Origin of the sequence: Bacillus sp. FSL E2-0195, assembly GCF_038003645.1 — a bacterium.
GTDB lineage: Bacteria > Bacillota > Bacilli > Bacillales > Bacillaceae_G > Bacillus_A > Bacillus_A mycoides.
This window is the reverse complement of record NZ_JBBOPN010000001.1, coordinates 3257877-3284448: the sequence shown is the minus strand read 5'-3', so window position 1 is coordinate 3284448 and position 26572 is coordinate 3257877. Positions and strand designations below refer to the sequence as shown.

Annotated in this window: 29 protein-coding genes, 2 pseudogenes and 1 riboswitch; of the genes and pseudogenes, 19 read left to right on the top strand and 12 right to left on the bottom strand. The window is 34.7% G+C overall.

Annotation, left to right across the window (positions count from 1 at the left end):
• The first annotated feature begins 65 nt into the window (after window positions 1–65).
• From MHH59_RS16920 to MHH59_RS16890, 7 genes are all read left to right on the top strand, one after another.
• A complete protein-coding gene (locus MHH59_RS16920) occupies window positions 66–488 on the top strand; it encodes a SpoIIAA family protein (RefSeq protein ID WP_340851880.1) in 423 nt (140 codons plus the stop codon).
• A gap of 218 nt (window positions 489–706) precedes the next feature.
• Entirely contained in the window at window positions 707–1216 is a 510-nt protein-coding gene (locus MHH59_RS16915) for a heme-degrading domain-containing protein (protein WP_002014036.1), read from the top strand.
• Between the two features lie 388 nt (window positions 1217–1604).
• Complete coding sequence (zwf, locus tag MHH59_RS16910; protein ID WP_002128323.1) at window positions 1605–3089, top strand: glucose-6-phosphate dehydrogenase; 1485 nt, start codon at window positions 1605–1607, stop codon at window positions 3087–3089.
• A gap of 95 nt (window positions 3090–3184) precedes the next feature.
• Complete coding sequence (gene gnd / locus MHH59_RS16905) at window positions 3185–4078, top strand: phosphogluconate dehydrogenase (NAD(+)-dependent, decarboxylating) (protein WP_002014034.1); 894 nt, start codon at window positions 3185–3187, stop codon at window positions 4076–4078.
• Between the two features lie 51 nt (window positions 4079–4129).
• Window positions 4130–4798, top strand: coding sequence for a fructose-6-phosphate aldolase (gene fsa, locus MHH59_RS16900; RefSeq protein WP_000667685.1), 669 nt, complete (start codon window positions 4130–4132; stop codon window positions 4796–4798).
• Window positions 4799–4955: 157 nt separating this feature from the next.
• Complete coding sequence (gene gntK / locus MHH59_RS16895) at window positions 4956–6497, top strand: gluconokinase (protein WP_340852968.1); 1542 nt, start codon at window positions 4956–4958, stop codon at window positions 6495–6497.
• A 137-nt stretch (window positions 6498–6634) separates the two neighbouring features.
• Window positions 6635–7696, top strand: coding sequence for a lactonase family protein (locus tag MHH59_RS16890; protein WP_002167935.1), 1062 nt, complete (start codon window positions 6635–6637; stop codon window positions 7694–7696).
• A gap of 70 nt (window positions 7697–7766) precedes the next feature.
• On the opposite strand, the gene MHH59_RS16885 is transcribed toward MHH59_RS16890, so the two are convergent.
• Complete coding sequence (locus MHH59_RS16885; protein ID WP_001162783.1) at window positions 7767–7940, bottom strand: DUF1272 domain-containing protein; 174 nt, start codon at window positions 7938–7940, stop codon at window positions 7767–7769.
• A gap of 195 nt (window positions 7941–8135) precedes the next feature.
• Between MHH59_RS16885 and MHH59_RS16880 the strand changes: the two genes are divergently transcribed.
• On the top strand, window positions 8136–8990 hold the full coding sequence (locus MHH59_RS16880) for a pentapeptide repeat-containing protein (protein WP_002185327.1): 855 nt from the start codon (window positions 8136–8138) through the stop codon (window positions 8988–8990).
• A gap of 20 nt (window positions 8991–9010) precedes the next feature.
• A pseudogene (locus MHH59_RS16875) lies at window positions 9011–9546 on the top strand (hypothetical protein).
• A gap of 20 nt (window positions 9547–9566) precedes the next feature.
• On the opposite strand, the gene MHH59_RS16870 reads toward MHH59_RS16875, so the two are convergent.
• The gene (locus MHH59_RS16870; RefSeq protein WP_340851875.1) at window positions 9567–10454 is read right to left on the bottom strand and encodes a DMT family transporter; all 888 of its coding nucleotides are present in this window, start codon (window positions 10452–10454) and stop codon (window positions 9567–9569) included.
• A 344-nt stretch (window positions 10455–10798) separates the two neighbouring features.
• Between MHH59_RS16870 and MHH59_RS16865 the strand changes: the two genes are divergently transcribed.
• The gene (locus MHH59_RS16865; RefSeq protein WP_080019314.1) at window positions 10799–11584 is read left to right on the top strand and encodes a glycosyltransferase family 2 protein; all 786 of its coding nucleotides are present in this window, start codon (window positions 10799–10801) and stop codon (window positions 11582–11584) included.
• On the opposite strand, the gene MHH59_RS16860 is transcribed toward MHH59_RS16865, so the two are convergent.
• From MHH59_RS16860 to MHH59_RS16840, 5 genes are all read right to left on the bottom strand, one after another.
• Window positions 11553–12476: an NAD-dependent epimerase/dehydratase family protein gene (locus MHH59_RS16860; RefSeq protein ID WP_340851873.1), complete on the bottom strand. Its 924-nt coding sequence runs from the start codon at window positions 12474–12476 to the stop codon at window positions 11553–11555. The two genes, MHH59_RS16865 and MHH59_RS16860, sit on opposite strands and share 32 nt — an antisense overlap.
• Entirely contained in the window at window positions 12473–13696 is a 1224-nt protein-coding gene (locus MHH59_RS16855) for a class I SAM-dependent methyltransferase (RefSeq protein ID WP_215599463.1), read from the bottom strand. Before MHH59_RS16855 ends, MHH59_RS16860 begins: the two co-directional genes overlap by 4 nt.
• Window positions 13697–13708: 12 nt before the next feature.
• The gene (gene rfbG / locus MHH59_RS16850) at window positions 13709–14764 is read right to left on the bottom strand and encodes a CDP-glucose 4,6-dehydratase (RefSeq protein WP_078422312.1); all 1056 of its coding nucleotides are present in this window, start codon (window positions 14762–14764) and stop codon (window positions 13709–13711) included.
• A gap of 1 nt (window position 14765) precedes the next feature.
• Complete coding sequence (rfbF, locus tag MHH59_RS16845) at window positions 14766–15533, bottom strand: glucose-1-phosphate cytidylyltransferase (protein ID WP_002014025.1); 768 nt, start codon at window positions 15531–15533, stop codon at window positions 14766–14768.
• A gap of 115 nt (window positions 15534–15648) precedes the next feature.
• On the bottom strand, window positions 15649–16422 hold the full coding sequence (locus tag MHH59_RS16840) for a glycosyltransferase family 2 protein (RefSeq protein ID WP_340852965.1): 774 nt from the start codon (window positions 16420–16422) through the stop codon (window positions 15649–15651).
• 217 nt (window positions 16423–16639) lie between these two features.
• Here MHH59_RS16840 and MHH59_RS16835 point away from each other — a divergent pair, with 217 nt between their 5' ends.
• The 4 genes from MHH59_RS16835 (at window position 16640) to MHH59_RS16820 (ending at window position 19728) form a co-directional block, all read left to right on the top strand.
• Complete coding sequence (locus tag MHH59_RS16835; RefSeq protein WP_025149265.1) at window positions 16640–17047, top strand: MerR family transcriptional regulator; 408 nt, start codon at window positions 16640–16642, stop codon at window positions 17045–17047.
• A gap of 119 nt (window positions 17048–17166) precedes the next feature.
• Window positions 17167–18489, top strand: coding sequence for a hemolysin family protein (locus MHH59_RS16830; RefSeq protein WP_340851865.1), 1323 nt, complete (start codon window positions 17167–17169; stop codon window positions 18487–18489).
• Between the two features lie 53 nt (window positions 18490–18542).
• Window positions 18543–18956 (top strand): ATP synthase subunit I, encoded by a 414-nt coding sequence (locus MHH59_RS16825; RefSeq protein WP_002084378.1) that lies wholly within the window; start codon window positions 18543–18545, stop codon window positions 18954–18956.
• Between the two features lie 220 nt (window positions 18957–19176).
• Complete coding sequence (locus tag MHH59_RS16820) at window positions 19177–19728, top strand: DUF2179 domain-containing protein (protein ID WP_002014015.1); 552 nt, start codon at window positions 19177–19179, stop codon at window positions 19726–19728.
• 146 nt (window positions 19729–19874) lie between these two features.
• On the opposite strand, the gene MHH59_RS16815 is transcribed toward MHH59_RS16820, so the two are convergent.
• The 3 genes from MHH59_RS16815 to MHH59_RS16805 all read right to left on the bottom strand — a co-directional run bounded on the left by MHH59_RS16815 (window position 19875) and on the right by MHH59_RS16805 (window position 21989).
• Window positions 19875–20102, bottom strand: coding sequence for a DUF3923 family protein (locus tag MHH59_RS16815; protein ID WP_002167942.1), 228 nt, complete (start codon window positions 20100–20102; stop codon window positions 19875–19877).
• Window positions 20103–20177: 75 nt separating this feature from the next.
• The gene (locus MHH59_RS16810) at window positions 20178–20519 is read right to left on the bottom strand and encodes a hypothetical protein (protein ID WP_340852962.1); all 342 of its coding nucleotides are present in this window, start codon (window positions 20517–20519) and stop codon (window positions 20178–20180) included.
• Between the two features lie 273 nt (window positions 20520–20792).
• Window positions 20793–21989 (bottom strand): MDR family MFS transporter, encoded by a 1197-nt coding sequence (locus MHH59_RS16805; RefSeq protein WP_016127327.1) that lies wholly within the window; start codon window positions 21987–21989, stop codon window positions 20793–20795.
• Window positions 21990–22101: 112 nt separating this feature from the next.
• Between MHH59_RS16805 and MHH59_RS16800 the strand changes: the two genes are divergently transcribed.
• The 3 genes and pseudogenes from MHH59_RS16800 to tsaA all read left to right on the top strand — a co-directional run bounded on the left by MHH59_RS16800 (window position 22102) and on the right by tsaA (window position 23928).
• Complete coding sequence (locus MHH59_RS16800) at window positions 22102–22644, top strand: CGNR zinc finger domain-containing protein (RefSeq protein WP_002142532.1); 543 nt, start codon at window positions 22102–22104, stop codon at window positions 22642–22644.
• Between the two features lie 42 nt (window positions 22645–22686).
• Window positions 22687–23442 (top strand): annotated as a pseudogene (locus tag MHH59_RS16795) (class I SAM-dependent methyltransferase).
• Between the two features lie 27 nt (window positions 23443–23469).
• On the top strand, window positions 23470–23928 hold the full coding sequence (gene tsaA, locus MHH59_RS16790) for a tRNA (N6-threonylcarbamoyladenosine(37)-N6)-methyltransferase TrmO (RefSeq protein ID WP_016127325.1): 459 nt from the start codon (window positions 23470–23472) through the stop codon (window positions 23926–23928).
• A 71-nt stretch (window positions 23929–23999) separates the two neighbouring features.
• Here tsaA and MHH59_RS16785 read toward each other — a convergent pair whose 3' ends face one another.
• Window positions 24000–24143: a hypothetical protein gene (locus MHH59_RS16785; RefSeq protein WP_000945246.1), complete on the bottom strand. Its 144-nt coding sequence runs from the start codon at window positions 24141–24143 to the stop codon at window positions 24000–24002.
• A 97-nt stretch (window positions 24144–24240) separates the two neighbouring features.
• Window positions 24241–24383: riboswitch (cyclic di-AMP (ydaO/yuaA leader) on the bottom strand.
• Between the two features lie 28 nt (window positions 24384–24411).
• A complete protein-coding gene (locus MHH59_RS16780) occupies window positions 24412–24882 on the bottom strand; it encodes a GNAT family N-acetyltransferase (RefSeq protein WP_002128309.1) in 471 nt (156 codons plus the stop codon).
• A 231-nt stretch (window positions 24883–25113) separates the two neighbouring features.
• Here MHH59_RS16780 and MHH59_RS16775 point away from each other — a divergent pair, with 231 nt between their 5' ends.
• Together MHH59_RS16775 and MHH59_RS16770 are read left to right on the top strand one after the other, a co-directional pair.
• Entirely contained in the window at window positions 25114–25362 is a 249-nt protein-coding gene (locus MHH59_RS16775; protein WP_002014007.1) for a GlsB/YeaQ/YmgE family stress response membrane protein, read from the top strand.
• Between the two features lie 64 nt (window positions 25363–25426).
• Window positions 25427–26548 carry an AI-2E family transporter gene (locus MHH59_RS16770; RefSeq protein ID WP_002128308.1) on the top strand — a complete coding sequence of 374 codons (1122 nt, stop codon included), beginning with the start codon at window positions 25427–25429 and terminating at the stop codon, window positions 26546–26548.
• Window positions 26549–26572 lie beyond the last annotated feature (24 nt).

The following is a 26572-nucleotide window of genomic DNA, read 5'->3' as shown; positions in this document are numbered from 1 at the left end:
ACAGACTTCTCCGTTTGGAGAGTTTGTCCTTTTTTAATGCGTAACAATTTTATCTTATTGATTTTATGAGATATTTCCGCATAATTGTAACTAAGGGAGATGATTCCAAGTTGAGTAAGCTGAATATAAGCACAACAGTTTCAGGAGATATAATTGTTACCCATCTTATTGGCAAGATTAAAACAGATGATGTTTATGAATGGTTTAATGGCTTCGAGCAGGTTTGTCAGCAATTCATTTCCGAGGGTCGGAAATACAAATTGCTGGTAGATAGAAAAGGGTACACGCCAGATCATTTTTCTGTTCAAAAAGCATGGAAAGATAAGTTTTTCAATGAAACGATTTTGAATCACAGTAAGGCAATTGCTTTTCTCTTTGAAGAAGGGGAGATACTGAATTATTTACAACAGTCCAATACAAAAGAATCTGTGAAATTTTTTGATGATTATGAACAAGCATTAGTTTGGTTGAATGGATATCCCATATGAAATTGTTAGCGAACCAGTTGCCTAAGTAACTGGTTTTTTTATGCTTGTAAGAAATATCCGGAAGAAAACTTCTATACGAGATGTTTAGTACGAAAGGACATACTTTTTTAAGGCGTTAAATATAATTCATAATAGCACCAAGAAGAAAAGAATACGCTTTACGGTATTAGTTATATGGAAAGGCCGTACGATAGAGTCACAGAAATTCAAAAATATCAATGTGGCATAAAGTGAGTAAGGGGGATAAACATATGAGCGCTTCAAATTTGAATGAAATAAGTAAGCAAATTTTAATAGAGGAGGAAACACTTCAATTTTCCTCTTTTACAAATGAAGATGCACTGCAAATAGGTTTATTTATCGTTGAAACGGCGAGGCAAGAAGGGAAATTGATTGCTGTTGATATAGCGAAAAATGGTGTGCAACTATTTCATTTCAAGATGACAGGGACAACTGCGGAAAATACGCAATGGATTGAGCGTAAAAAACGAGTTGTTTCTTTGCATAATCATAGCTCGTATTATATGCAGATACAAAGTGAAATAACGGGCGTTCCATATAATGAAAAGTATCTTTTAGATAGGTCGGATTATGCTGCGTTTGGTGGCTGTGTTCCTGTCCAAATAAAAGATGTAGGAGTTATTGGAATGATAACAGTTTCAGGATTACCACCAGAAGAGGATCATGAATTAGTTATAAGGGCAGTTAAAAATCATTTGAAACAATAGTAAAAAGGCAAAATCGAACAAGAATATGTTCGGTCTTGCCTTTTTATTATTCAGTTCATGAACATATTTCTAATAAGATGTTACGGAATTAAAATTTTTAATTCGAGACACTTTTCTTGACGATTATAATCTATGTAGTTAATATGATAGACGTAACGTAATTAAATTACTAAAAGTAATTAAGTTATTTTATATAAGTTAAAATAAGTAAGTAGCATGTGGTAAAAATGCTTTGAATTGCCACTATTAATATTGGGGACAATTAGAAAGCGACAAATATAAAAAATTAGAAGTTAAGAAGTAAGGTTGGATCAAAAATAATAGTAGCTTCTGTACAATGCATTTTTACTAAGGTGACAATGACTATACATCACGAGGGGGACTGAAATTGGAATCAATGACCTTTGTTTTATTTGGAGCAACAGGAGATTTAGCTAAAAGAAAAATTTACCCCGCGCTATATAACTTATATAGAGATCAAAAGATTCCAAAGCCAATATCCGTTATTGGGCTTGGAAGACGTGAAGTATCTCATTTAGATTTTCAAAAAAGAGTAAAAGAATCCATAGACACTTTTTCTCGTCGCAAAGATGAAGGTACTCCGAAAATAGAAGATTTTTTAGAGTATTTTCGTTATTGTCCCTTAGATGTGAATAAGCCAGAAGATTATAAAAGGTTATTACAAGTAGTTCGTGAAAGGGAAGAAGAACAAAATATACAAGGGAATAGAATGTTCTACCTTTCAGTTACTCCTGACTTCTTTGAGACCATTGCTTTAAATATTAAGGAAAGTGGACTCGATGGAACGGATGGATGGAAGCGCCTGATGATTGAGAAACCGTTTGGTCATGATCTTACATCTGCCCGAGAGCTGAATGATAAGCTTAGTCGAACGTTTGAAGAAGACGAAATATACCGTATTGATCATTATTTAGGTAAACCGATGATTCAAAACATTGAAGCACTTGAATTTGCAAATCCTGTTCTCCAATCGATTTGGAATAAAGAACATATAGCGAATGTACAAATAACAGCTAGTGAAACGGTTGGGGTAGAAGAAAGGGCAGCATATTATGATCATGCAGGAGCCATTCGCGATATGGTTCAAAATCATATGTTGCAAATATTAATGATGACTGCTATGAATCTGCCGGAAAAGATAAATGCATGTGAAATTCGTGAGGAAAAACGAAAGGTAATGGAAACTCTTCGTAAAGTGAAAAAAGAAGACGTTCAGAACCATATCATTCGCGGACAGTATGCTTCAGGAGAGATAAAAGGACAACAAGTTGTAGCGTATAGAGAGGAACCAGGAGTAAATCCTTCTTCTCAAACAGATACATATGTTGCGGCTCGCTTATGGATTGATAACCCATTTTGGACTGATGTTCCTTTTTACATACGAACAGGAAAAAGAATGAAAGAAAAGTCTACTCGTATTGTAATTGAGTTTAAAAATACATTAAAACAGCAATATCAAGATAGTAATCCAAATGCAGAGCCTAATTTGTTAATCATTGAAATTAGCCCAAATGAAAATGTTTCACTCCAATTAAATAGTAAAAATCCATTGAACAATGGAGAGCTAGAACCGATCCGTATTCATTTTACTTGTGAGCAAACAGGAGTGGGAATACCTGAAGCCTACGAAAGGCTTATCTATGATGCTGTATGTGGAGATTCTACATTCTTTGCACACTGGAGAGAGGTTGAATTGTCATGGGAATGGGTGCAGCCAATCCTTGAAGCGTTCGAAGAAAACTTGTTACCTCTTCATGAATATGAGTCTGGCTCGTATGGTCCGGATGCTGCTCATGCTCTATTACAAGAAAGTGAATTTAAATGGTGGTTAGATGAGGGATTGAAAAAATAAGTACATTCTTATAAGTAAAGCAATATGACAAAAGATATTCATCATTTTATTAACATGTATTTATGATGAAAGGTAATTCAAGGAGGAATTGTATTATGAGAGTAGGATTAATTGGTTTAGGTAAAATGGGATTAAATTTAGGGAAGAATTTAATTGATCATAAACATGAAGTAGCTGCATTCGATTTAAATACGAGTGCAGTGGAAGAAATGAAAGCGTATGGGGCTACAGGTACGTCTAGTTTAAACGAACTTGTTCAATCATTAGAATCACCAAGAATTCTATGGGTTATGGTTCCGCACGCTGTTGTTGATTCTGTTATTAATGAGGTTACACCGCTGTTATCAAAAGGAGATATTTTAATTGAAGCTGGGAATTCACATTATAAAGAGTCTATTCGCCGATATGAGCAACTAAAGACAGATGGCATTCACTTTATGGATGCAGGAACTTCTGGCGGAATGGAAGGTGCTCGTAATGGTGCTTGTTACATGATCGGGGGAGATCAAGAAGCTTGGGACATCGTTGAACCTATTTTCCGAGATACAGCTGTAGAAAATGGATTCTTATATGCAGGAAAAGCTGGTAGTGGTCACTTTTTAAAAATGATTCACAACGGAATTGAATACGGAATGATGGCTGCCATTGGTGAAGGATTTGAGGTTTTAGAGAAGAGTGAATTTGACTACGATTATGAAAAAGTATCAAGAGTATGGAACAACGGTTCAGTCATTCGTTCATGGTTAATGGAATTAACTGAAAATGCATTTTCTAAAGATGCAAAACTGGATGAAATTAAGGGCGTTATGCATTCTTCTGGTGAAGGAAAATGGACAGTAGAAACAGCATTAGACCTTCAAACAGCAACTCCTGTTATCGCAATGTCTCTATTAATGCGCTACCGCTCATTAGACAATGACACATTTACAGGAAAAGTTGTAGCAGCACTGCGCAATGAATTTGGCGGACATGCAGTAGAAAAGAAATAAAAATTTTAAAATTATAACTCGTTAGCGTTTAAAAAATGGAGGGAATGAATCATGAAGTTTTTTATTGATACTGCAAATCTTGAGGACATAAAAAAGGCATATAAACTAGGGGTTTTAGCTGGCGTTACAACGAATCCTTCTTTAGTAGCGAAAGAGGGCATTAAGTTTGAAGACCGTATTGCAGAAATTTGTCAGGCAGTACCTAACGTTGAATCTGTTTCGGCAGAAGTAACTCCAGATGTTGTTGCAGCTGAAGAAATGATCTCTCAAGCAGAAGAACTAATTAAAATTAACGGTGGTGATAAAAACATCACGATAAAACTTCCGATGACACTAGCAGGATTAGAAGCTTGCCGCTACCTTACTGAAAAAGGTGTGAAAACGAACGTTACACTTATTTTCACTGTGAACCAAGCTCTTTTAGCTGCTCGAGCAGGTGCAACGTACGTCTCTCCATTTTTAGGACGCTTAGATGATATTTCTGAAGATGGCGTATTATTAGTTGCCAAAATTGCTGAATTATTCGATGTTCATCAATTAGATACACAAATTATTGCGGCTTCTGTCAGACACCCAGACCATGTCACTCGTGTAGCGATGGCAGGTGCTCACATTGCAACAATTCCTTATAAAGTCATTGAACAACTTGCTATGCACCCATTAACAGATCAAGGTATTGAAAAGTTTGCTGCGGATTGGGCGAAAGCGCCTAAGTTATAATGAAATGAAGATTTCACTTTTCAAAATAGCACTATAGTTATGAAAAGGACCTCCTTATGAGAGAGAAGTTTATTAAAACGTAGCTCTCATAAGGGAGCGTCTTTTTTGTATACATCATGGTGCTCTTTTGTTATAGGAATAATTTGAAAGGGGTTACATAGTGAGCTCGAAATATATGATTGGTGTAGATATTGGGACAACTAGTACAAAATCAGTTTTGTTTTCGATTGATGGATCAGTTATTGCAAGTCATGGGATTGAATATCCTTTATATTCTCCCGCACCAGAAACAGCAGAACAAGATCCAGAAGAGATTTTTCAAGCGGTCATACATACGATTAAAGAAACTATACAATCAAGTAATGTGCAGCCAGTTGATATTCTTTGTGTTTCTTTTAGTTCGGCAATGCATAGTGTCATTGCTGTAGACGAAGCAGGGAAGCCGTTAACGAGATGTATCACTTGGGCAGATAATAGAAGCGCAAGCTGGGCAGAAAAAATAAAGAATGATATGAATGGTCATGAAATTTACCTTCGTACTGGAACACCAATCCATCCTATGTCACCACTTTCGAAATTAGTTTGGCTTAAGAATGAACATGATGAGTTGTTTGCAAAAAGCTATAAATTCATCTCTATTAAAGAGTATGTTTTCTATAAGTTATTTAAGGAATATGTAATTGATTATTCTATTGCATCAGCAACAGGAATGTTCAATTTGAAATTTTTAAAATGGGATGAGGCAGCTCTTCGTGTCGCAGGAATTACCGATAAAAAGCTATCTACAGTTGTTCCAACGACGCACAGTTTAATAGGGATAAATGAAGAACTTGCAAGAGAGATGAATGTACTTGTTACTACTCCTTTTATAATCGGTGCGAGTGATGGGGTACTATCGAATTTAGGTGTAAATGCAATAGAACCTGGAGTAGTTGCTATTACAATTGGTACGAGCGGTGCAGTGCGAGTTGTAACAAATCATCCTGTAACGGATCCGAAAGGTAGGACTTTTTGTTATGCGTTAACTGAGGATCTTTGGGTAATTGGTGGACCGGTTAATAATGGTGGTATGATTTTTAGGTGGGTTCGCGACCAATTATGTACGTTAGAAGTTGAGCATGGGAAGCGTTTAGGAAAAGTTCCATATGAAGTGCTTACGGAAATAGCGGCAAAAGTGAATCCTGGATCTGATGGTTTATTATTTCATCCGTATTTAGCAGGCGAAAGAGCTCCTTTATGGAATGCAAATGCGCGGGGATCTTTCTTTGGGCTTGGACTACATCATAAGAAAGAGCATCTTATACGTGCTGTTTTAGAGGGAATCATTTATAACTTGTATACAGTTCTTCTTGCGTTAAAAGAACTAATTGGCGAACCGAAAAAAATTCAAGCGACAGGTGGTTTTGCAAGGTCAGAACTTTGGAGACAGATGATGGCAGATATTTTTCATCAAGACGTATACGTTCCTGAAAGTTTCGAAAGCTCTTGCCTAGGAGCGGCAATCCTCGGTTTATATAGCTTAGGTGAAGTAGATACATTACATGTAGTTTCTAATATGGTAGGTGCCAATTTTTATCATGAGCCAAACATGGAAAGTGTGGAGAAATATAAAGATTTAACACCGATCTATATTCGTTTGGCCCGTCACTTGGAAGAAGAATATGAAAGTATAGCAGCTTTTCAGAAAAAGTGGGTTTAGAGGCTATTTGGCAGAAAAATATGGTAGCGTATAAAGAGGTACTCCGATTTTTTAGGATATTCTTTCAATGAATAATAGTTTTAGGTTGCTTAGTAAGAAGTGTGATGAACAAAAACTATAGGGAGAGGGTTATGAAAATGACGGATAACAAAGAGTTTATTGGATATGTTGGAACTTACACGAAAGAAAATAGTGAAGGAATATATACTTTTACTTTACATACGGAAGCGCAAAAAGTTAGTAATGTAACACTTGCGGCTAAGCTGGATAACCCTACATATGTAACGATTAGCAAAAATAATCAATATCTCTATTCTGTTGTAAAAGAAGGAGAAGCTGGTGGTGTAGCTGCTTATTTGATTAATAGTCATACTGGAGAGCTAGAGGAACAAAATAGACAAGTAGTAGAAGGGGCTTCTCCTTGTCATATTAGTGTGGATAGTGGAAATCAAACGGTAGTTACAGCGAATTACCATAAAGGAACGATTGAGTCTTTTGAAGTAGATGAAGAAAATGGAACTGTAAATCCTGCTTCATCTATTATGGCACATGAAGGTTCAGGTCCAAATAAAGAAAGACAAGAAAAACCACATGCACATTACGCGGGATATACTCCTGATGAAAAATATGTGGTAGGTGTTGATTTAGGGATTGATAAAATAATTACATATGGAATAAAAGATAGTACATTAAAAGAAGTGAATAGCTTGTCTGTGAACCCAGGAAGCGGTCCGAGACATATTGCTTTTCATCCAAATGGAAAGTACGCTTATGTGATGACTGAACTTAGTTCGGAAGTCATTGTGTTAACATATTATCCGGAAGAAGGATCCTTTACAGAGTTGCAGTATATTTCTACAGTTCCAAAAGAATTTGATGGAAATAGTCAAGGAAGTGCTATTCATATTTCTTCTGATGGCCGTTTTGTATATGCGGCGAATCGTGGGTATAATAGTATCGCTGTTTTCAGTGTAAATCAAAACTCAGGTGAACTTACATTTGTTGCACATACATCTACAGAAGGAAATTGGCCGAGGGACTTTGTGTTAGATCCTACTGGAAAATTTCTTATTGCTACAAATGAAAAGTCACATAATCTTGTGCTATTTTCAAGAAATGAAACGACAGGGAAGTTAACACTGTTACAATCTGATGTTGTTGTACCAGAGCCTGTTTGTGTTAAGTTTTTAAATGTTTAATTTGTGATTGGTAGAATTTCTATATACCCCAGAAACAGAAAAAAGCAAAGCGATATCGCTTTGCTTTTTTCTATTTCTTCTTCGGTCTACGTACTAACTCGCCGCCACAATTTGGGCAAACGTTTTGTCTTTCCTCTGTACATGGTGCACAAAATGTACATTCATACACGCATATGTATGCTTCAGAATCAGGCTGAAGGGAATGGTCGCAAATTTGACAGTTTGTTTTCATTTCTAATGCCATCGTAATCCTCCTCGTTATTTGAAAGTTCTTAATTTAATTATAATTAATATTGTAGTGGGTGTCCTTTTTAAATGAAAAGAAATAGACGGATTATGTTGTTGTTTGAAATGAAATAGGTCCATTTGTTTTAAAATTGATTATTTAGTGCAGTTGGAATATTATGAAATAGTCAAAAGACAACAGGGGGTATATATTTTGACTAATCATAACGACTATTTTCGTGTAGAAGAGGATGTAAATTACAATAGTTTAAAAGCGGATTGTGAAAAATGTTTTGGATTATGTTGTGTAGCATTACCGTTTGCAGCATCAGTAGATTTTGCGGTGAATAAAGATGGTGGTAAACCTTGTACAAATCTACAATCAGATTATAAATGTAGTATACATAGAGATCTTAGAGGAAAAGGCTATAAAGGTTGTACAGTATTTGAATGTTTCGGTGCTGGACAAAAGATTTCTCAAGTTACGTTTAAAGGAATTGATTGGCGGACAGATGCCGAGCATGCGAGAGAAATGTATGATGCTTTTCCGGTTATGCATCAGCTTCATGAAATGCTTTGGTATTTGAAGGAAGCTATTCTATTAAAGGCGACGCAGACAATTCATAAAGAGCTGAAGGAAGCAATTGAAGAGACAGAGCGTCTTTCTAATTTAAGTTCAGATGAGTTAATGGAAGTAAATGTGCCATTACACCGTGCAGAAGTGAACATTCTCCTTTTAGAGACGAGTGAATTAGTATGGAAGGAAATGAATGTTGCACGTAAAAAACGAATCAGTCACCGCGGAGCAGATCTTATGGGAGCTAACCTTAAAAAGAGGGATTTACAAGGAGCAAATTTAAGAGGAGCTTATCTTATTGCGGCTAATTTACGAGATGCAAATTTAAGGGGAGCGGATCTCATCGGAGCAGATTTGCGAGATGCAGATATTCGCGGGACAGATTTTACAAATAGTATTTTTCTTACGCAAGTGCAAATTAATGCGGCGAAAGGGGACAAATATACGAAATTACCGAAAGTGTTGTCTCGTCCAGTTCATTGGACTACGTAAAGAGTATGGAGTGAAATAGTTTGGATATTTTTCAGTATTTAGAGGAAATGCAGGAAGCCGTATTTTCGTTATCGGTATCTCAAATAGAATCGAAGTATTATGATATTTGTCGCACACTAGCGTCAAGTGAGGATGCGGAGCGAATTAAATTGATTCCATTAGATTCATACAGGGAAAGTATGAGGATAGGTTTGAAAGAAGCTTTAGAAATTACTGCAAGTGAAGAGGTAAAAGCAATTTATTTTGAGTATGATTTGGATAATGAATGGAATAGTCAGTTCTATGTTTGTGACGATTACATTCCACTTGAGGAAGAGGATGATGATTGGGCTTGTGAATGGACGTATGATATTGAGGGACCGAGGTCAGTAGAATTAGCAGATTTGTATGCTGAAAATGGCTTTGATTCAGATAAAAGGCTGTAGGTATTACTTTATATTTAATTGCAAAAACAGTGTGTAGTTTTATAAGTGCATGTAGTGGAGTACAAAGTAATATACCAATTTGTATAGGGTTCCATGATCAAGACCCAATTATACGAACAGGCAGAGACTAAGTCTCTGCCTGTTTTTTATACTATTTTCGCTTTTCAAAAGTAGTAATTATAACACTACATATAATAAGGAAACCACCAATAAAAAAGTTACTGCTTAACGTCTCATTTAATAAGAACCAACCAAGTAATGATCCAACGATAGGTTGAAAGAAGAAAAATAATGAGCCGATGCTAGCATCCATTAATTCTAATCCTTTATTCCAAAGAAAAAATGCACCTGCGGTTGAGATGATTCCTAAATAGAGTACGCCTAATACTACATACATGTTCATATGTTCAATAGGATTTGTTTGGAATTCCCATACCATAAAAGGTGTAATGAAAAAGAGTGAAAAAAATATTGCGTACGTTGTAATAACTAAAGATGAAAATCGAGCAGAAGCGATTTTTACATAAATGGACAGTAAAGCCCACGTAATAGCGGCCCCAACTAAAATGATTGTACCGATAAAATAGGAGCCGATTTCAAAATCCCATCCGATAACGATAACGACACCGATTGTCGCTATTATAGTTGATAAAAGTCTACGAGCAGTTAGTTTCTCTTTTAAAATGAGCGCTGCAAATATAACCATAAATGCAGGTGTAGCTGATGTCACTAAGGAGCCTGTATGAGCATCGGATAATTTCGTTCCGATAAATTGAAATGTGATCGAAATGAAATAACCTACGAATCCGATCCAAGCGAATAATAGCCAATCTTTTTTGTGTATGGTTACGTTTTTCTTTTGCTTTTTTTCAGTTGTTTTCAAAATCACATATAAAACAACAAAAGCGATAATAAAGCGTAGCCAAACGAGTGTAAGCGGCGGGATAAAGTCGAGTACGTATTTACTAACGACGTACATACCGCCCCAAATACTTGCTGCTAGTGATAAACATATAGCTCCTAAAATGGTTTGTTTCATTTGAATGACCTCCGTCTATTTTTAGGGTTATGATTTATTCCCTAAGACGAGGCATGGTGCACTTGTTATATGGATGCCCGTCTTAGATTATAGACGGCCTACAGGTTGATCGTTTTCGAATGAAGTGTTGTAGTACATGAGCGCATTCCTCCTTCATAATTTTATAATGATATTATAACTCAATTTTCAGTTTATTGGGATGGTTATTGTACGGAGTTGATTCTTTAGAAAATGGTGGTTGTCTAAGAAAGCATAGTATATGGTAGAAAAACATATTTTTAAAATAAAAGAAACCAATTACATAACTGATAAGTATATTAAGAGTAGGATGAAAAAGTAGATTAATAGAGAAAGAGGAGGAGATTTACATTACTACAACTGTTATTTCTCATTTTTATAACGAAGAGTATTTATTGCCGTGGTGGCTTGTGCATCATACGAAACTGTTTGATCATGGCATTTTAATTAATAAGGGTTCAACAGATCGTTCGGTTGAAATTTGTAAAAAATTCGCACCACACTGGGAAGTACGAGATTCTGCAAATCCAGAATTTGATGCACTAGCGACAGATCATGAAGTGATGAGGATAGAACAAGAAGTAGAAGGATGGAAAATGATTTTAAATACGACTGAGTTTCTTTGTGTGCAAGATAAAAATCAGTTTTGGAAATCACTAAATGAATTGGGAGGGAGGATGTATTGGCTGGAAGGGCTTATTATGGTCGATGATCTTAACTATAATTATCCGGACCTTAACTTTGGAATATCTTTAATGAAACAGCGATTTCACGGTTATTTACCAGAAGATTGGGCGTTATGGAGAAGAGGTAGATTTATTCATAATCATGAACACGGAAGTTATACGGTTGGAAGACATTTATCCGCGCATGAATCTATGATTTATCCGCCTCTTGCTTGCATATTATGGTTTGGATTTAGTCCGTGGAACGATGCGATGAGAAAGAGAAAATTACAAATTGGTCCGACTCTTTCTGAAGCTAGTAAGCATGGGGGAATGGGAACGCATCATATTATTACACCTGAAAAATTAGAAGAATGGTATAGGGATTTAGCGAGAGGAACGAAGGATTTACGTTTTAGTGATGCATATCAGTATGTTTTTGTATAAATGATTCCCACCATAAAATTGTTTCTTCAATTCCTGTATTTAGATCGTATGTTGGTTTCCAGTTTACTTCAGTTTTTAAACGTTCTACATTAACGCCGACAAATAAAGGTTCATCTTTAGAGAAAGGGATCGCACCTAATTTAATTAAATGTTCTTTTCCTATCTTTTTAGCAATGATAGAAGCTAATTCTTTAATTTGTACAGATTGACCAGAAGCGATATTGATTGTGCCTGTAACATTGCGTTCTAATACTGTTACGAGAGCATCAGCGACGTCACCCACATGGAGGAAATCTCTTGATTGTTTTCCATGTGTACATAGTGCTTCCTCATTTTTTAATAAAGAAGTGATAATGTTAGAAACGAGCCGATTTCCTTGTTCGTGAGGGCCATACATATGAAAAATGCGTCCCCAACATACGCTGAGGCTGGTTTGCCCAGCGTATGATTGTAGCCAGGAATGTAGTGTGTTTTTACATAATGAATACGGGGTTTTATAGGAAAGAAGCGGTGAATCTTCAAATAATACGCCGTTAAACCATTCATACTCTGCGCCAGTACCTGCAACAATGACTCGCTTTCCACCGCATGTTGTAAAGTGTTGAATCAATGAGATACTGGATGTAAGCCAATAATAATTATTAATAGATACATAACACGCTGGCGGCACTGCTTCCCAAGCTAAATGAATGAGATGACTAGGCTTAATGTCGTAAATGAGTTTTTTTACTTCTTCATCGCAATGTAAGTTTACTTTATGCCAATCGCAAGAAAGGTGAGAAGGCTTATTTGTATGGAAAGTGGCGTGCACTTCATAGCCCTTTTGTATAAGAGAATTTACAACATAGTTACCAATCCATCCACTACCGCCTGTTACAAGGATTTTTTTCATGGCTCAATTACCTCAACTTCTGGAATCGTTACTAAAAATTTGCCGCCCCATTCACGAATGAAAGAGCATTCTTTCATAATTTCGTCTTTCAAATTCCAAGGAAGTATGAGAATGTAATCAGGTTTTGTACGTTTTATTTCTTCAGGAGATTGTATTGGAATGCGGGTTCCTGGTAGAAGGAGACTTTGTTTGTGAGGGTTTTTATCTACAGTATAATTTAGAAATTCTTTTCCTATCCCGCAATAATTTAAAAGGGTGTTTCCTTTAGCTGGAGCGCCGTAACCGATAATTTGTTTGTTTAAAGCTTTTGCTTCGATAAAAAACTTTAAAATACTTATTTTCAATTGTTCTATGCGTTTAGAAAAAAGGAGATAGCAATCTAAAGTATCTAGCCCGTAATCTATTTCTTTTTGGATTATATTTGTAACACTGGAATGGATAGTGGATGAGTCACTGTGATGGTTTACAAAAATACGCAATGAACCACCGTGCGTTGCAAGTTCTTCTACCTCGACAATTTGTAAATGATGATGAGCTAAAACTTTTTGAAGACTTATAAGAGAGAAGTAAGAGAAGTGCTCATGATAGATTGTGTCAAACTGTTTAAAGGATATGAGGTTTAATAAGTGCGGGAATTCAATTGTTATCGTGCCATCTTGTTTTAATAATGTTTTTAAACCGGCAACAAAATCATGCAAGTTTGGAACGTGTGCTAATACGTTATTTGCGACGATTAAATCAGCTTGTGGTAATTTTTTTGCTAAGTCATTGCTGAAAAAATTCACTTCAGTAGGAATTCCTTTTTGGATAGCGATTTCTGCTACATTTTTTGCTGGTTCAATTCCTAACGTTTTGATATTTTCTTTTTGAAAGTATTGTAATAAGTACCCGTCGTTACTTGCGATTTCAATCACTTTCGAATGGTTTGTTAAGTTGAAACGCTTAATCGCCATTTCTACATATTGCTTAGCGTGTAGTAGCCAACTGGAGGAATAAGAGCTAAAGTATAAATAATCATGAAAAATATTGTGGGGAGATTCAAATTCATCTAATTGTACAAGTAAACAAGAGTTACAAACAAACGTGTGTAGCGGATAAAATGGCTCCATTTTATAGGAGTGTTCTGGAGCTACAAATGAGTTAGCGAGAGGAGAAACGCCTAAATCTAAAAAAGTATTTGTTAGTAATGAGTGGCAAAAACGGCATTTTTTCTGTTCCATTTTATAGCCCCCTTATAAATTTTTGAATGCATTGATTTGTTGTCGCGTGAATGATTCTATATTTTCACCGGATGCATATTTTTCGTACCATTCAACGGTCCAAGCGATAGCATTTTCTGTGGATAGCTTAGGAGTCCAGTCCAGTTTATTTACTGCTTTTGTACTATCGAGTGTTAAAATAGGTGATTCATAAGGAGTATTTATAGTGGGAGAAAGTATTGTTAATGGTTTATTCCATAATTTTATTACAGATTGAATGACATCATGGACGGTTCTGTTAGCCTCGTTAATTGGTCCGAAATTCCATGCTTCTGCATACTCTTTATGCTTCCAAAGTTTCTCAGCTAAAAGGATATATCCATGTAAAGGATCCAAAACATGTTGCCACGGTCGGATAGCATTTTTGTTTCGAATACTTAAAGGACGGTCTTGTAAATATGCACGAATGATATCTGGGAATAAGCGATTTTCTGCCCAATCACCACCACCGATGACATTGCCTGCTCTTACTGAGGCGAGTGAAAGGGTGTTCGTGTGAAAAAAAGATTTTTGATATGATGTTGCAACTAATTCAGCGCAAGCCTTACTAGCACTGTATGGATCATAGCCCCCTAAACGGTCGGATTCTACAAATGCTCGATTACCGCTCCCATCATTCGCATAACATTTATCACTCGTAACATTAATAATGAGACGTACGCTTTCGACGTACTTTGCTGCTTCTAATACGTGAACAGTGCCTAAGACGTTTGTTTTAAATGTATCAATAGGATCTTTGTATGAAGTGGTGACGATTGGTTGAGCTGCTAAATGAAATATCATATCAGGTTTGTGCTGTTTTATGGCATGGAATAAAGAATCGTAATCTGTAATGTCTCCTTCAATTGTAATGCACTCTTTTGCTGCGTTACATTGTTCAAAAAGGTTAGGAGTTGAGGGAGGGTGAGAAGAGTAGCCGATTACTTCTACACCTAAAGAAGTTAAAAAAAGGGTGAGCCATGAGCCTTTAAAGCCAGTATGTCCTGTAATAAATACTTTTTTCTTATTCCAAAAAGATGATGAAGTCATATTACCAGACCTTCCATGGAGCGTCATTATTTTCCCATAGCTCGACTAATTTATTTTTATCGCGCAATGTATCCATGGGATGCCAAAAACCAGTATGCTGAAATGCTGCCAGTTCATTTTTGTTTACTAACTGAACTAAAGTTTCGGTTTCCAAAACAGACTTATCTCCACTAATGTAATTGAAAATATCATGATTTAAAACAAAAAATCCACCGTTAACCCATCCACCATCACCTAGTGGTTTTTCTTGAAAGGATGTGACAGATTGTTTATCTAAAACGAGAGAACCAAATCTACCAGGAGGTTGTACGGCTGTAACAGTAGCCATTTTTCCGTGTTTTTTATGAAATGCAATAAGTTCTTTTATATTTACATTACTTAATCCATCACCATAAGTGAGACAGAAAGGTTCGTCTCCAACATAATTTTTTATCTTTTTAACTCGTCCACCTGTTTCGGTATTTAGACCAGTATCAATTAATGTAACTTTCCATGGTTCTATAGGATGAGAATGGCTAGTAATTGTGTTATCGCTTAAATGTATTGTGAAATCTGACATGTGTAAGTTGTAATTTAGAAAAAACTCTTTAATTGCATATCCTTTATAGCCTAAGCAAATAATAAACTCAGTGATCCCATAATGGCTAAACAAACTCATAATGTGCCATAGAATAGGTTTTGTTCCAATCTCAATCATAGGTTTTGGTTTTAAATGTGTTTCTTCCCCAATTCTTGTACCGTATCCACCAGCAAGAATAACAGCTTTCATTTTTTCCTCCTAAAATAAAAATTTATAATATATACAGTATTCATATTTTATGCAAATGAGATTGTTTTTGATTAAGCGGATGAAATGGTGTGAGGTGATGACCATGCAAAAAACATTATGGTTTAAACTTTGGAAATAATTCTTGAAATTCAGGATTATTACGGAGGTCTTGAGTTACGTTACTAAGCTCTAAAAAACGTGTTTCCAGTTCTTCAGGAGATTGACCGTAATGTGTTTGGAGTCCCATTTGAACACCTATTTTTGAAAGGGTAGGTGTAATTTGTAATTTTCTTGCCTTTGACTGTTCATTCCAAGGGCTAAAATAAAATTTTAAAATAAATGAAGGATAGTCATAAACTATATTCCCGTGCCGCGAATAATGTCTACCAGGTAAATATGCACCATCTAGATGATTGTGAATAAATCTCCAGGCACATCCGAGTTTTGGGTTATAAGGGAAGACGCCGTGGTATCGTTGTTCTACTAATGGGATAGAGTATCTTGGCTTTGAATAATTGTACTTATGGCTATCTATCATTAAAATCATTCTAATCGCATACATATTTTGTCCTAGTGCATGAAGAGATGAGAAAAACTCTTCTGTATTATTACAACAAAAGAATTCAGTAGTATTTAAAACGATTTTCCAACCTGAAATTTCTCTTTCAATTCCCATCACTTCAATATCAGTATTTGTTGGATCAAACTCAAGAAATCTGGAATCTCGCACTTCCCAGTGGGGTGCGAATAATTTACAAATCTCTACGGAACGATCAGTAGAACCTCTATTAATTAATATGCCGTGATCAAATATTTTTGTATGATGCATAAGCCACCATGGAAGTAGGTATTCTTCATTATAAAAATGAGAAATGATAGTTTTTTTAATATTAATCTCCTCCTATACAAGCAATCGTTATTAGTAAGGTATGCTGTTAAATAAGAAAGGTTGAAAGGAAAAAGCTGTATAGTTATAGATTAATTGTTTTTATTAATAAAGGATGAAATTTAGAAATTTGTGAATGATAACCATCACGTTTGACTGTACAGTTTATGTATTGTATGATAATAGTAATATAAACAAGGGGGGGAAGATCGTTGGGAAGGTGTATCGAATCGGACAGTTGGCTCTCATGGCTCACGTGTCGAAACGAACGATTGATTATTATACGAATCTAGGTATCTTAAAAGCGGAGCGATCTCAATCTAATTATCGCTATTACGACGAAACAGCATTTGAGACATTACAATTTATTGAGAAGTGCAAAGAAATGCATATGCCGCTTTGTGAGATTAAAGAGAAAATCGAGGAGAAGAAGAAGCTGCTCGGTATCAATGAACACGTTTCGAAACAAGTGAATGAAGTGACAGACCATATTCATCGATTAGAAGCAGAGTTAACGGAGTTAAAGCCTCTTTTAGATGAATTGACTGATTCACAACGTGAAAAAATATCGAAATCTTTATCTGGTCAAACGACAGCTTTAATACAGACACTTGCTCTATTATTATAGAATAAGTGAAATCCGACCTCTTTAATTTTTGTATCGGGCTATGTTTTCTAACGAACAAATAAGAAAACATTATAGTATACAGGAGGTGGACACCTTAGTTTTTTAACTAAGGGGATTCATTGGAAATATTTAATTTAGTCATGGTTGCGATTTTAATCGCATTTACTGGATTTTTCGTAGCAGCAGAGTTTGCGATTGTAAAAGTACGTTCAAGTCGTATTGATCAGCTTGTTGCGGAAGGGAAACGCGGTGCTTTAGCAGCGAAAAAGGTAACAACAAATTTAGATGAATATTTATCTGCTTGTCAATTAGGTATTACAGTTACAGCTATGGGATTAGGTTGGTTAGGTGAACCGACAATCGAAAAGTTATTACACCCGTTATTTGAGAAATGGAACATAAATCCTTCTATTTCATCAGTATTAACTTTTGGTCTTGCTTTTATGCTAATGACATATTTACACGTTGTAGTAGGGGAATTAGCTCCGAAAACGCTGGCAATTCAAAAGGCTGAAAAAGTAACGTTGTTATTGGCAACTCCGTTAATGATGTTCTATAAAATCATGTATCCATTTATTTGGGTATTGAACGGTTCAGCTCGTGTTATAACTGGTTTATTCGGTTTGAAACCAGCTTCTGAACATGAAGTAGCTCATACAGAAGAAGAATTACGTCTTATTCTTTCGGATAGCTATGAAAGTGGCGAAATTAATCAAGCTGAATACAAGTATGTAAATAATATCTTTGAATTTGATAATCGCATTGCGAAAGAAATCATGGTACCGCGTACAGAAATCGTTGGTTTCTATCTTGAAGATTCAGTAGAAGAACACATGAAAGTAATCCAAAATGAACGATACACACGTTATCCGATTTTTGGAGAAGATAAAGATGATATTATCGGTATGGTCAACGTAAAAGATTTCTTTATTCGATATATGAACAACGATCAAGAAGATTTATCATCGATTCGCACGTATATGCGTCCGATTATTGAAGTTATGGAAACGACTCCAATTCATGATTTATTACTGCAAATGCAGAAGAAGCGAATTCCAATGGCTGTTTTATATGATGAGTACGGAGGAACAGCTGGAATTGTAACGCTTGAAGATATATTGGAGGAAATCGTCGGCGAAATTCGTGATGAATATGATGAAGATGAAGCACCACCAATTCAACATGTGAACGAGTATCATAAAATTGTTGATGGAAAAGTGCTTATCTCAGAAGTAAAAGATTTGTTTGGATTAAACATTGAAGAAGACGATGTGGATACAATCGGTGGATGGATTATGATGCAAAATCATGAAATCGAAGAAGGACAATACGTTGAAGCAGAAGGCTATGAATTTAAAGTGTTAGAAAAAGATGCTTATCAAATTAAACGTGTTGAAATTCAAAAAATGGAACAAGAACAAGAGAAAGCAGCAACTGTGTAAGTTGCTGCTTTTCTTCTGACACATAATAAAATGTGAAATTAGGAGCGGATATTTTGATTCAAGTAGCCTTACGTGTATATCGATTACAATTGTATACGATCTTTAGTGGTTTACTACTAATGTGGGCGGTTACTCCGTTTGGGAAACAAGTGACAGGGTTCGGTATCGGTTTAGCAGTTAGCGCATATTGTCTTTGGCTATTAGCTCGCAGAGTGGAGAAATTAGGAAGAAGTATCGTGATGAAAGAAAAGGCTCCTGGATTAGGAGTTCTAAACCGATTTGCAGCCGCAATATTAGGGGCTATCATTATGTTTGAAATTGAGCATGAAATGGAAATGTGGGCATTCGGTACTGGAATATTGGGTGGACACTTTTTAATGATTGCGAATTTAGCCTATGCAAATATGCAGCTAGTAAAAGAAGAAGAGAAGCAAAAGGAAAATGCTTCGAAAAACATAGAACTCTGATGAAAGGGACCTAATCAGGTTCCTTTTTTGCGTTTAAAAATAAATGATATAATACGAATGATTTACTGGTACTTATCGAATTTATGCCAAACATAATACGCTTATTTTTGGGGCATTTCAATAGTATGAAAAAAAATTAAAAAAAATTAAAAAACCCATCGATTTCTAAAGCTTATGTATGTTATCATGACAAAAGAATTTGCGAAAGAGGTGGATACCAATGTTACAAGCTTTACTTATTTTTGTGCTTCAAATTATTTACGTTCCAACTTTAACAATCCGTACGATTTTGCTTGTAAAGAATCAAACAAGATCCGCTGCAGGTGTAGGATTGTTAGAAGGGGCTATTTACATTGTCAGTTTAGGTATTGTGTTTCAAGATTTATCAAATTGGATGAACATTGTTGCCTATGTCATCGGCTTTAGTGCGGGACTATTATTAGGCGGTTATATAGAAAATAAATTAGCAATTGGATATATTACGTATCAAGTTAGTTTGCTAGACCGTTGTAATGAATTAGTAAATGAATTACGCCATTTTGGATTTGGCGTTACAGTATTTGAAGGTGAAGGAATAAATTCTATACGTTATCGCTTAGATATCGTTGCAAAGCGTTCTAGAGAAAAAGAACTGTTAGAAATTATTAATGAAATTGCACCAAAAGCATTTATGTCTTCTTATGAAATCCGTTCGTTTAAAGGTGGATACTTAACGAAGGCGATGAAGAAGAGAGCGTTGTTGAAGAAGAAGAAAGATGAACATGCATCGTAAAAAAAAAGGAGTAGTATGGCTTAAAAATAAGTTTATAACCATAATCCTATATGAATACGAAAATGTAAAAGAGAGGAATCTATTTTTTGAAAAATTCCTCTCTTTTTTTATGATTTCTCGTATAATTCTAAAAAAATTATGTATGATTATTTTTTATTGCTCTTTCTCAAATTAACAATTAGCCATATAGATTGAATAATTATCGGTAATATAAATGCAATTAATAAAACGATAAATGCCACTAATTTAAGCTCTGGTGTTTGAGTAACACCAGCACCATCAACCTCTCTTAGCCAAATGATAGCTGCCAATATCCCAAAAATGGTAATCCAAAATATGTTACCAATCCACCAAAAAATCCATCGTCTTTTCATATTAGCACCTCTTATATTTACCCTCTGTTAAAAGTATATTTTCGGTTGTTATATTTAAATGAAATAACTATAAAACTACTTTTTTTCAACTGTATATCTAACTTGTTTAAAGGTTGCCATGTCTCCATCTTCGTTATCATCTTTCGTTTGCAAAAGTTGAACTCTTGGCTTGTAGTCTGTCCTATGAGCGTGCTCGATATCTTTAATGTTAAGTTTGTAGGATTCACCATTATTTATTTTTTGTTCCAATACTTTTTTATTGGCTACATAAATAAAAGTCATTTTATTTTCATCAATGCCCTCGGTCTTAATTTCTAATTCATTATCTTTTGTTGTAATCGTGGGTGTTAATAATTCAATACTGCCGTTTCCAGTTTCTAAAGACTGTTCTATTATAGTTGAACATCCGCATAACATGATTAGGATGAATAGAAGAAGGCTAAATCCTTTTATCTTTTTCACAAGATCCCCCCTGATTTAAAAACCTTTTGATTTGTCATTCCTAGACCGTTAGTGTGGAACATAGATAAATAGCTATTAATCTGACAATATTATACCATAATATGTAAAATGTAACAGGTGTATATTTACTTTAAGGGATAGCTTCAGGATTTTATGTTTTTTATCGTATTGAAAGATACGTTTATTATTGTAAATTCGCATTTCCTAATTCTTGAAAATTGTAATTTTTTAAAGGTGTTTCGTATCTTTACATAGGGATTCATGTTCTTTAGAAATAAGTTTTTTAGTATATAAAATATGTAATGCAATAAAGCAGATAAGTCCAAATGTACCGAAAATAAGCCAAGGTGCATACATTCCGTTTAAGTTCGATGTAAACGATGTACCGGTATAATTACCAACGATAAAACCAAATGCGAGTGATAGTTGATAAAATCCGAAATAAGTAGCTGTATACGATTCGTTACTGTAATTTGCAATAGCGATATCAGCGTTAGGTAATACGAGCGTTTCACCGATTGTAAATAAAATTACACAAATAAATAGCCAATATGGATGTTGGAATAAAGGAATGAGTAAAAAGGAAATACCCATTAATAAAACACCGTATTTAATAATAGAAAGTGTGTTGTATTTATGAAAGAGTTTCCGGAATAATACCATAAATATGACGCCTGTTATTGCATTTATCGTAATAACTAGTGTAGCGAGCTGGTTGCTATTACTAATGTTTTTCATATGAAGTGGAAGTGCGACAGTTAGCTGAGTAAACATAATATAGAAGAAGATCATAATAAATGAAAACAAAAGGAAAGATTTGTTTTGTAAGATAGACTGTATCCCTAATGTAATAGACGTGTTTTCAGTAGTGACTTGGAAGTGATTTTTAAGTAAGTAAAAGATAAAAGCGAATAACAGCATAAGAGATCCTGTTAGAGAAAAAGCATAGATTGGATCGAGTAAGAGTAAGAACCCTCCTGCAATTGGTCCGATTATTGCACCGCAATTAAAACTAAGGTTTAAATATGTAAATAAATTTTTTCTCATATGAGCTGGTTGTGAGCCGAATATGGCGCGCGCAGCAGGTTCGTAAAATGCAGTTCCGAAGCCAATAAGTGCAGAAGAAATAGAAATTGTATAGAAATCAGAGCATATTCCTAAAGCGATAAATCCGATTCCTCTTAAAAATAATCCGGCTATTATCATAATGATATAGCCTATTTTGTCAGCAATTAATCCTGAGAATAATGGGGTAACTCGTGATGTGATTGTCATAACCGTCAACACTGTTCCTACTTGAACAGCAGAAAAATGAAGAAAGCTTAATAGATAAATAGCTAAAAATGCGTATACTGCAAAATACCCAAAAGACATAAAAAATGAAGAAATAAGCATGAAACGTATCGGTATTGAGAAACTTTTCATAGAACTCCTCCTAATATTGTAACCGGTAAAATTATTTGATGGTTAACTATTTTATATTATAATTATACATAAAGTCAGAAAAAAGTAAATTTTAAGAAGAAGGTGGATGGAATTGAATCAAAACGCACCAAATGAATTAGAATATATTCGGGGATTTTTAAATACATGGAGAATACCAAATGATACGAGAGAGCCAATTGATTTGCTACAAACAGAAGGTGATATAAAGCAATTTATGAAAAAATATTTTCATGAAGAGTTTTCATTTCATACAATAGATGAATTAAAAAGTTTTCGAGAAGACATTCGGTTAACAATTGAAGGCGAAGGATCGTTGCAAAAATGGTTAGAAAAATACCCATTTCATGTACATATAAAGGGAGATATGAAAAGTGTTACATATGAACCGGTGCAAGAAGAGAATGTGTATACAAAAGTATTGAGTATTGTGTTAACGGCGATTCAAGAAAATTTGTGGGGAAGGTTAAAAGCATGCCCAGATTGTCGCTGGGTATTTTATGATCATTCGCGTAATGGAAGTAAAAGATGGTGCGGTATGTATGCTGGGGAAGAAGGCGGAAGAGCGTGCGGTACGATTGCAAAAGTGAAAAATTACCGAGCGAAGAGAAAAGGAAGATCGGGTTATAATGTGTAATTTATTTATGAGAAGAAAAAATCGGTTGGGGGAATGTAGGATATGGAAGGCACACAAATGTTAGCTTTAAATAAAAAGTGTTGGGATACAGTTGCACCATATTTCTTTCAAGTTGATTGTTTAACAAAATACGGCCCGTATACAGCGTCTGAAGATGAAATTCATCTATTTGATTCAATCAGAAATAAAAAGGTTCTTGATATTGGATGTGGGAGTGGGCACTCATTGTAATATATGGTGGAACATGGGGCAGAGGAATTATGGGGTCTTGATCTTTCAAGTACACAAATTGAAACGGCACATGAAACGTTAAAAGGCTGGGATCCAAAGTTAATATGTGGAGCAATGGAAGAAGAAGTGGAAATTCCGAAAGAGTATTTTGACATTGTATATTCCATCTATGCATTAGGTTGGACTTCAAATTTAGGAAAAACATTAGAACTTATTTACTCATATTTAAAGCCAGGTGGAAGCTTTATTTTTAGCTGGGAGCATCCGATATATTCAAATTTACTGTACGGAACAGAGGAGATTGTTTTAAATTCCTCTTATCATGAAGAAACTCCTATTACGTTTGAAACATTTAAAGGGGAAGATGTACAAGCGACATTATATAAGCGAAAAATGAGTACATACATAAATGAGTTAAATAGAGTTGGTTTTACAATTGAGAGAATAGAAGAACCTGAACCATCTAGCGTATTTGATGGAGAAATAGCAGAGCCTTCTACGAAGTATTATTCTTTATATAAAGCTAGGATGGTGCCGACGACGTTCATTATTAAGGTAAGGAAGTAAATAATGCTGCATAAAGAAGGGGAAAAAATGAGTCATATTAATATGGTGAAAATTGGTGAAGTGCAAAACTCTATAGATGAAAAAGTGTACAGTAATTGGGGAAGTGTTATTTCTAACATTAATATATATCCAGAGTATATTGGAGGATTAGCTGGCCTTGAGGATTACTCTCATGCAATTGTTATTTTTTATATGAATGATTTCCAGGAAGAAAATAAAGAGTCGTGGGCTAGAAAGCCAAGGGGACTAAGTGATTTAGATGAAAAGGGATGTTTTGCGCAACGGACAAAGTATCGTCCAAACCCCATTGGAATTACTACTGTTGAAATAGTGTCCATTGAAAATAATGTTATGACTGTGCAAGGATTAGACGCTAATGATCAAACGGCTATTTTAGATATAAAACCATATATTTCTGCTTTTGATGCAAGGGAAAATGTTAGTGTTCCAGATTGGATGAATAAATTGATGCAAGATTATTTTTAATGCTAATACAAAAAGATTTGCAGTTCATAATTGCAAATCTTTTTGTATTAAATATTGTATGCATGGTTTATTTATCTCTTCGGTTGAAAAATATGCTGAAAAAAGTATTTGTGATGTAAGTTATCTACAACTTTATTTGCTTGATATGTGCGGTGTTGTTCGAGTCGAAGTCTTTGCTCCATCATTTTTATTGCGTGATCTGATAAACGTAACATTGTACCAGTCTCCTTTTCTATAAATATAGTTTTCTGATTGATATCGATTCCATATTTATAACTAAGGAGGCAAAGTGTGTAACATAGGCAAAAAGCACCTTCCTCTCCCATTACGCTTACGAGGTTAGCTGTCGGACTCGGGAAGTGAGAGTTTCCCTACTAAAAAAAGATTCGCCCCAAGTAGCATAGCTACAAAAATGGTTCCCCCGCTCCAAAATTTGGATTCAGCAAAAGGTTGTATAAAGTAAAAAATAACATAAATAAATAATTAAGTCAAACTATTTTGTGTTTTCTGTCTTTTTAGTTGCGTAAGGATCATGCCATCAGGTAGTGTTGTATCTGTTACTTCAATGAAGCTGTGTTTTTTATATAATGCGAGAGCTGGAGTATTGGCTTTACCTGTTTGTACAATGTATGTCATTGAAGACGAGAACATGTTAAATATATAAAGTAGCAGTTTCGTTGCGATTCCTTTTTGAAAAAAATTGGGCGATACAACTAATCTGTGGATATCGATTAGTTCTTCTTCTTGTATAAAAGAAATAAAGCCGACGAGTTTATTTTCAGAGAAATATCCATAGAATGTTTCATCACAATTTTGAATATCGTTTACAGTATCATATAAACGAGGTATTGCAGTACTGTTTAAAAAGTCTGCTTCAATTTTATAAGCTGGAAGTTGAACATTTAAAATGGATGTTGCTACTTCATAAGAAGTGGGAAGTAATTTATGAATCATAGATAATAACGCCTCCTTTAAATATGATATATTAATATAATTGATTTGTGGGTAAGTTTGACAATTTTTTTCTTTTTTGCATATAATATATGTATCTCCATACATAAAATGTTCGTAGGTATATTTCTATAGTAGGATATGGTTAGCGTAGATAAATACGTAATCTTATATAAGAGTTTAGCTACTCTTGTATTTGATAATACAAACTATAATAGAAATGAGGGACTAAAAATGGGATGGATTATTACATTAATAGTTGGTGCTATTATAGGTATAATTGCTAGTTCTATAACGGGTAAAAATTTTCCGGCTGGTATGTTTGGAAATATAATTGCTGGTTTACTAGGAGCTTGGTTAGGTAGTAGATTATTTGGATCTTTTGGGCCATCATTTGGTGGGATTCATGTCGTGCCAGCATTATTAGGTGCAATTGTGTTAATTCTTATTGTATCATTTGTAGTAAAAGTTGCAAGAAAATAAAGGTTATTACTGATTGTTTTATAAAGCCCTTTTAGGGCTTTTCCTAATTAGAGAGGTGGTACATTTGGAGAAAGTAAATATAAGAAAAAGAGATAAGTTGAAAAAGTTTTTTAAAGAACAAAATTATTTAGCTGTACTACTTGGATTCGCGTTGCTGTTTGTAAATATATTATTACTTACAAAAATATCATTCGTCTTTACACCGTTCGTCGTATTTTTAAAAACAATCTTTTTCCCAGTATTATTAGCGGGAGTACTATTTTATATATTGCATCCATTCGTTTCTCTTTTAGAAAGAAAAGGTGTGTCGAGAATTGTGTCAATTGCCTCGATATATATAATTGTTCTTGGATTATTTGTTTTTCTTGCGGTCACGGTTATTCCAATTATTAAAGATCAAGTAAATGCTTTAATAGATAACTTGCCATATTTCGGGCATGAAATCGAAAGGGCAGCACGTAAATTTGGAGAAAGTAATGTAATTGGTAGAATGCAGGAAAGTTTAAATGTTGATTTTGCTAATATTGTAAAAGATTCTACAATGAACTTTACAAAATCATTATCATCAGTAACAGGAAATGTAACTGGATTTTTAAGTACAATTACTGAAGTTGTTTTAACATTTGTAATGGTTCCATTTATTTTGTTCTATCTTTTAAAAGATGGTGAGCAATTACCGAATCATTTTTTAAAGTTTATATCTGAGCAAAGACAACCAGCTGCGAAGAGAATACTAGATGATATGCATTATGCGATTAGTTCGTATATTAGAGGACAAATTATTGTTAGTTTATTTATCGGTATTATGCTATTAATCGGTTATCTTATTATTGGTATTAAATATGCGGTACTACTTGCTATTTTAGCGATGATTGTAAATATCGTTCCGTACGTAGGACCAATCATTGCAATTACACCAGCTTTAATTATCGCATTTATCGACTCGCCATCAATGGTGTTAAAAGTAATTATCGTTATGATGATTGTACAATTAGCAGAAGGTAAATTTATTTCTCCGCAAGTCATGGGGAAAAAGTTAGATATTCACCCGATTACTATTATATTTATCATTTTAACTGCGGGGAATTTATTTGGAATTATGGGGATTATTTTAGCAATTCCAGGGTATGCGATATTAAAAGTTTTAGTTACGCACGGTTATAGATTTGTGAAGTTGAATACGTGAAAAAAGAGCTAAAACAGAGAAACC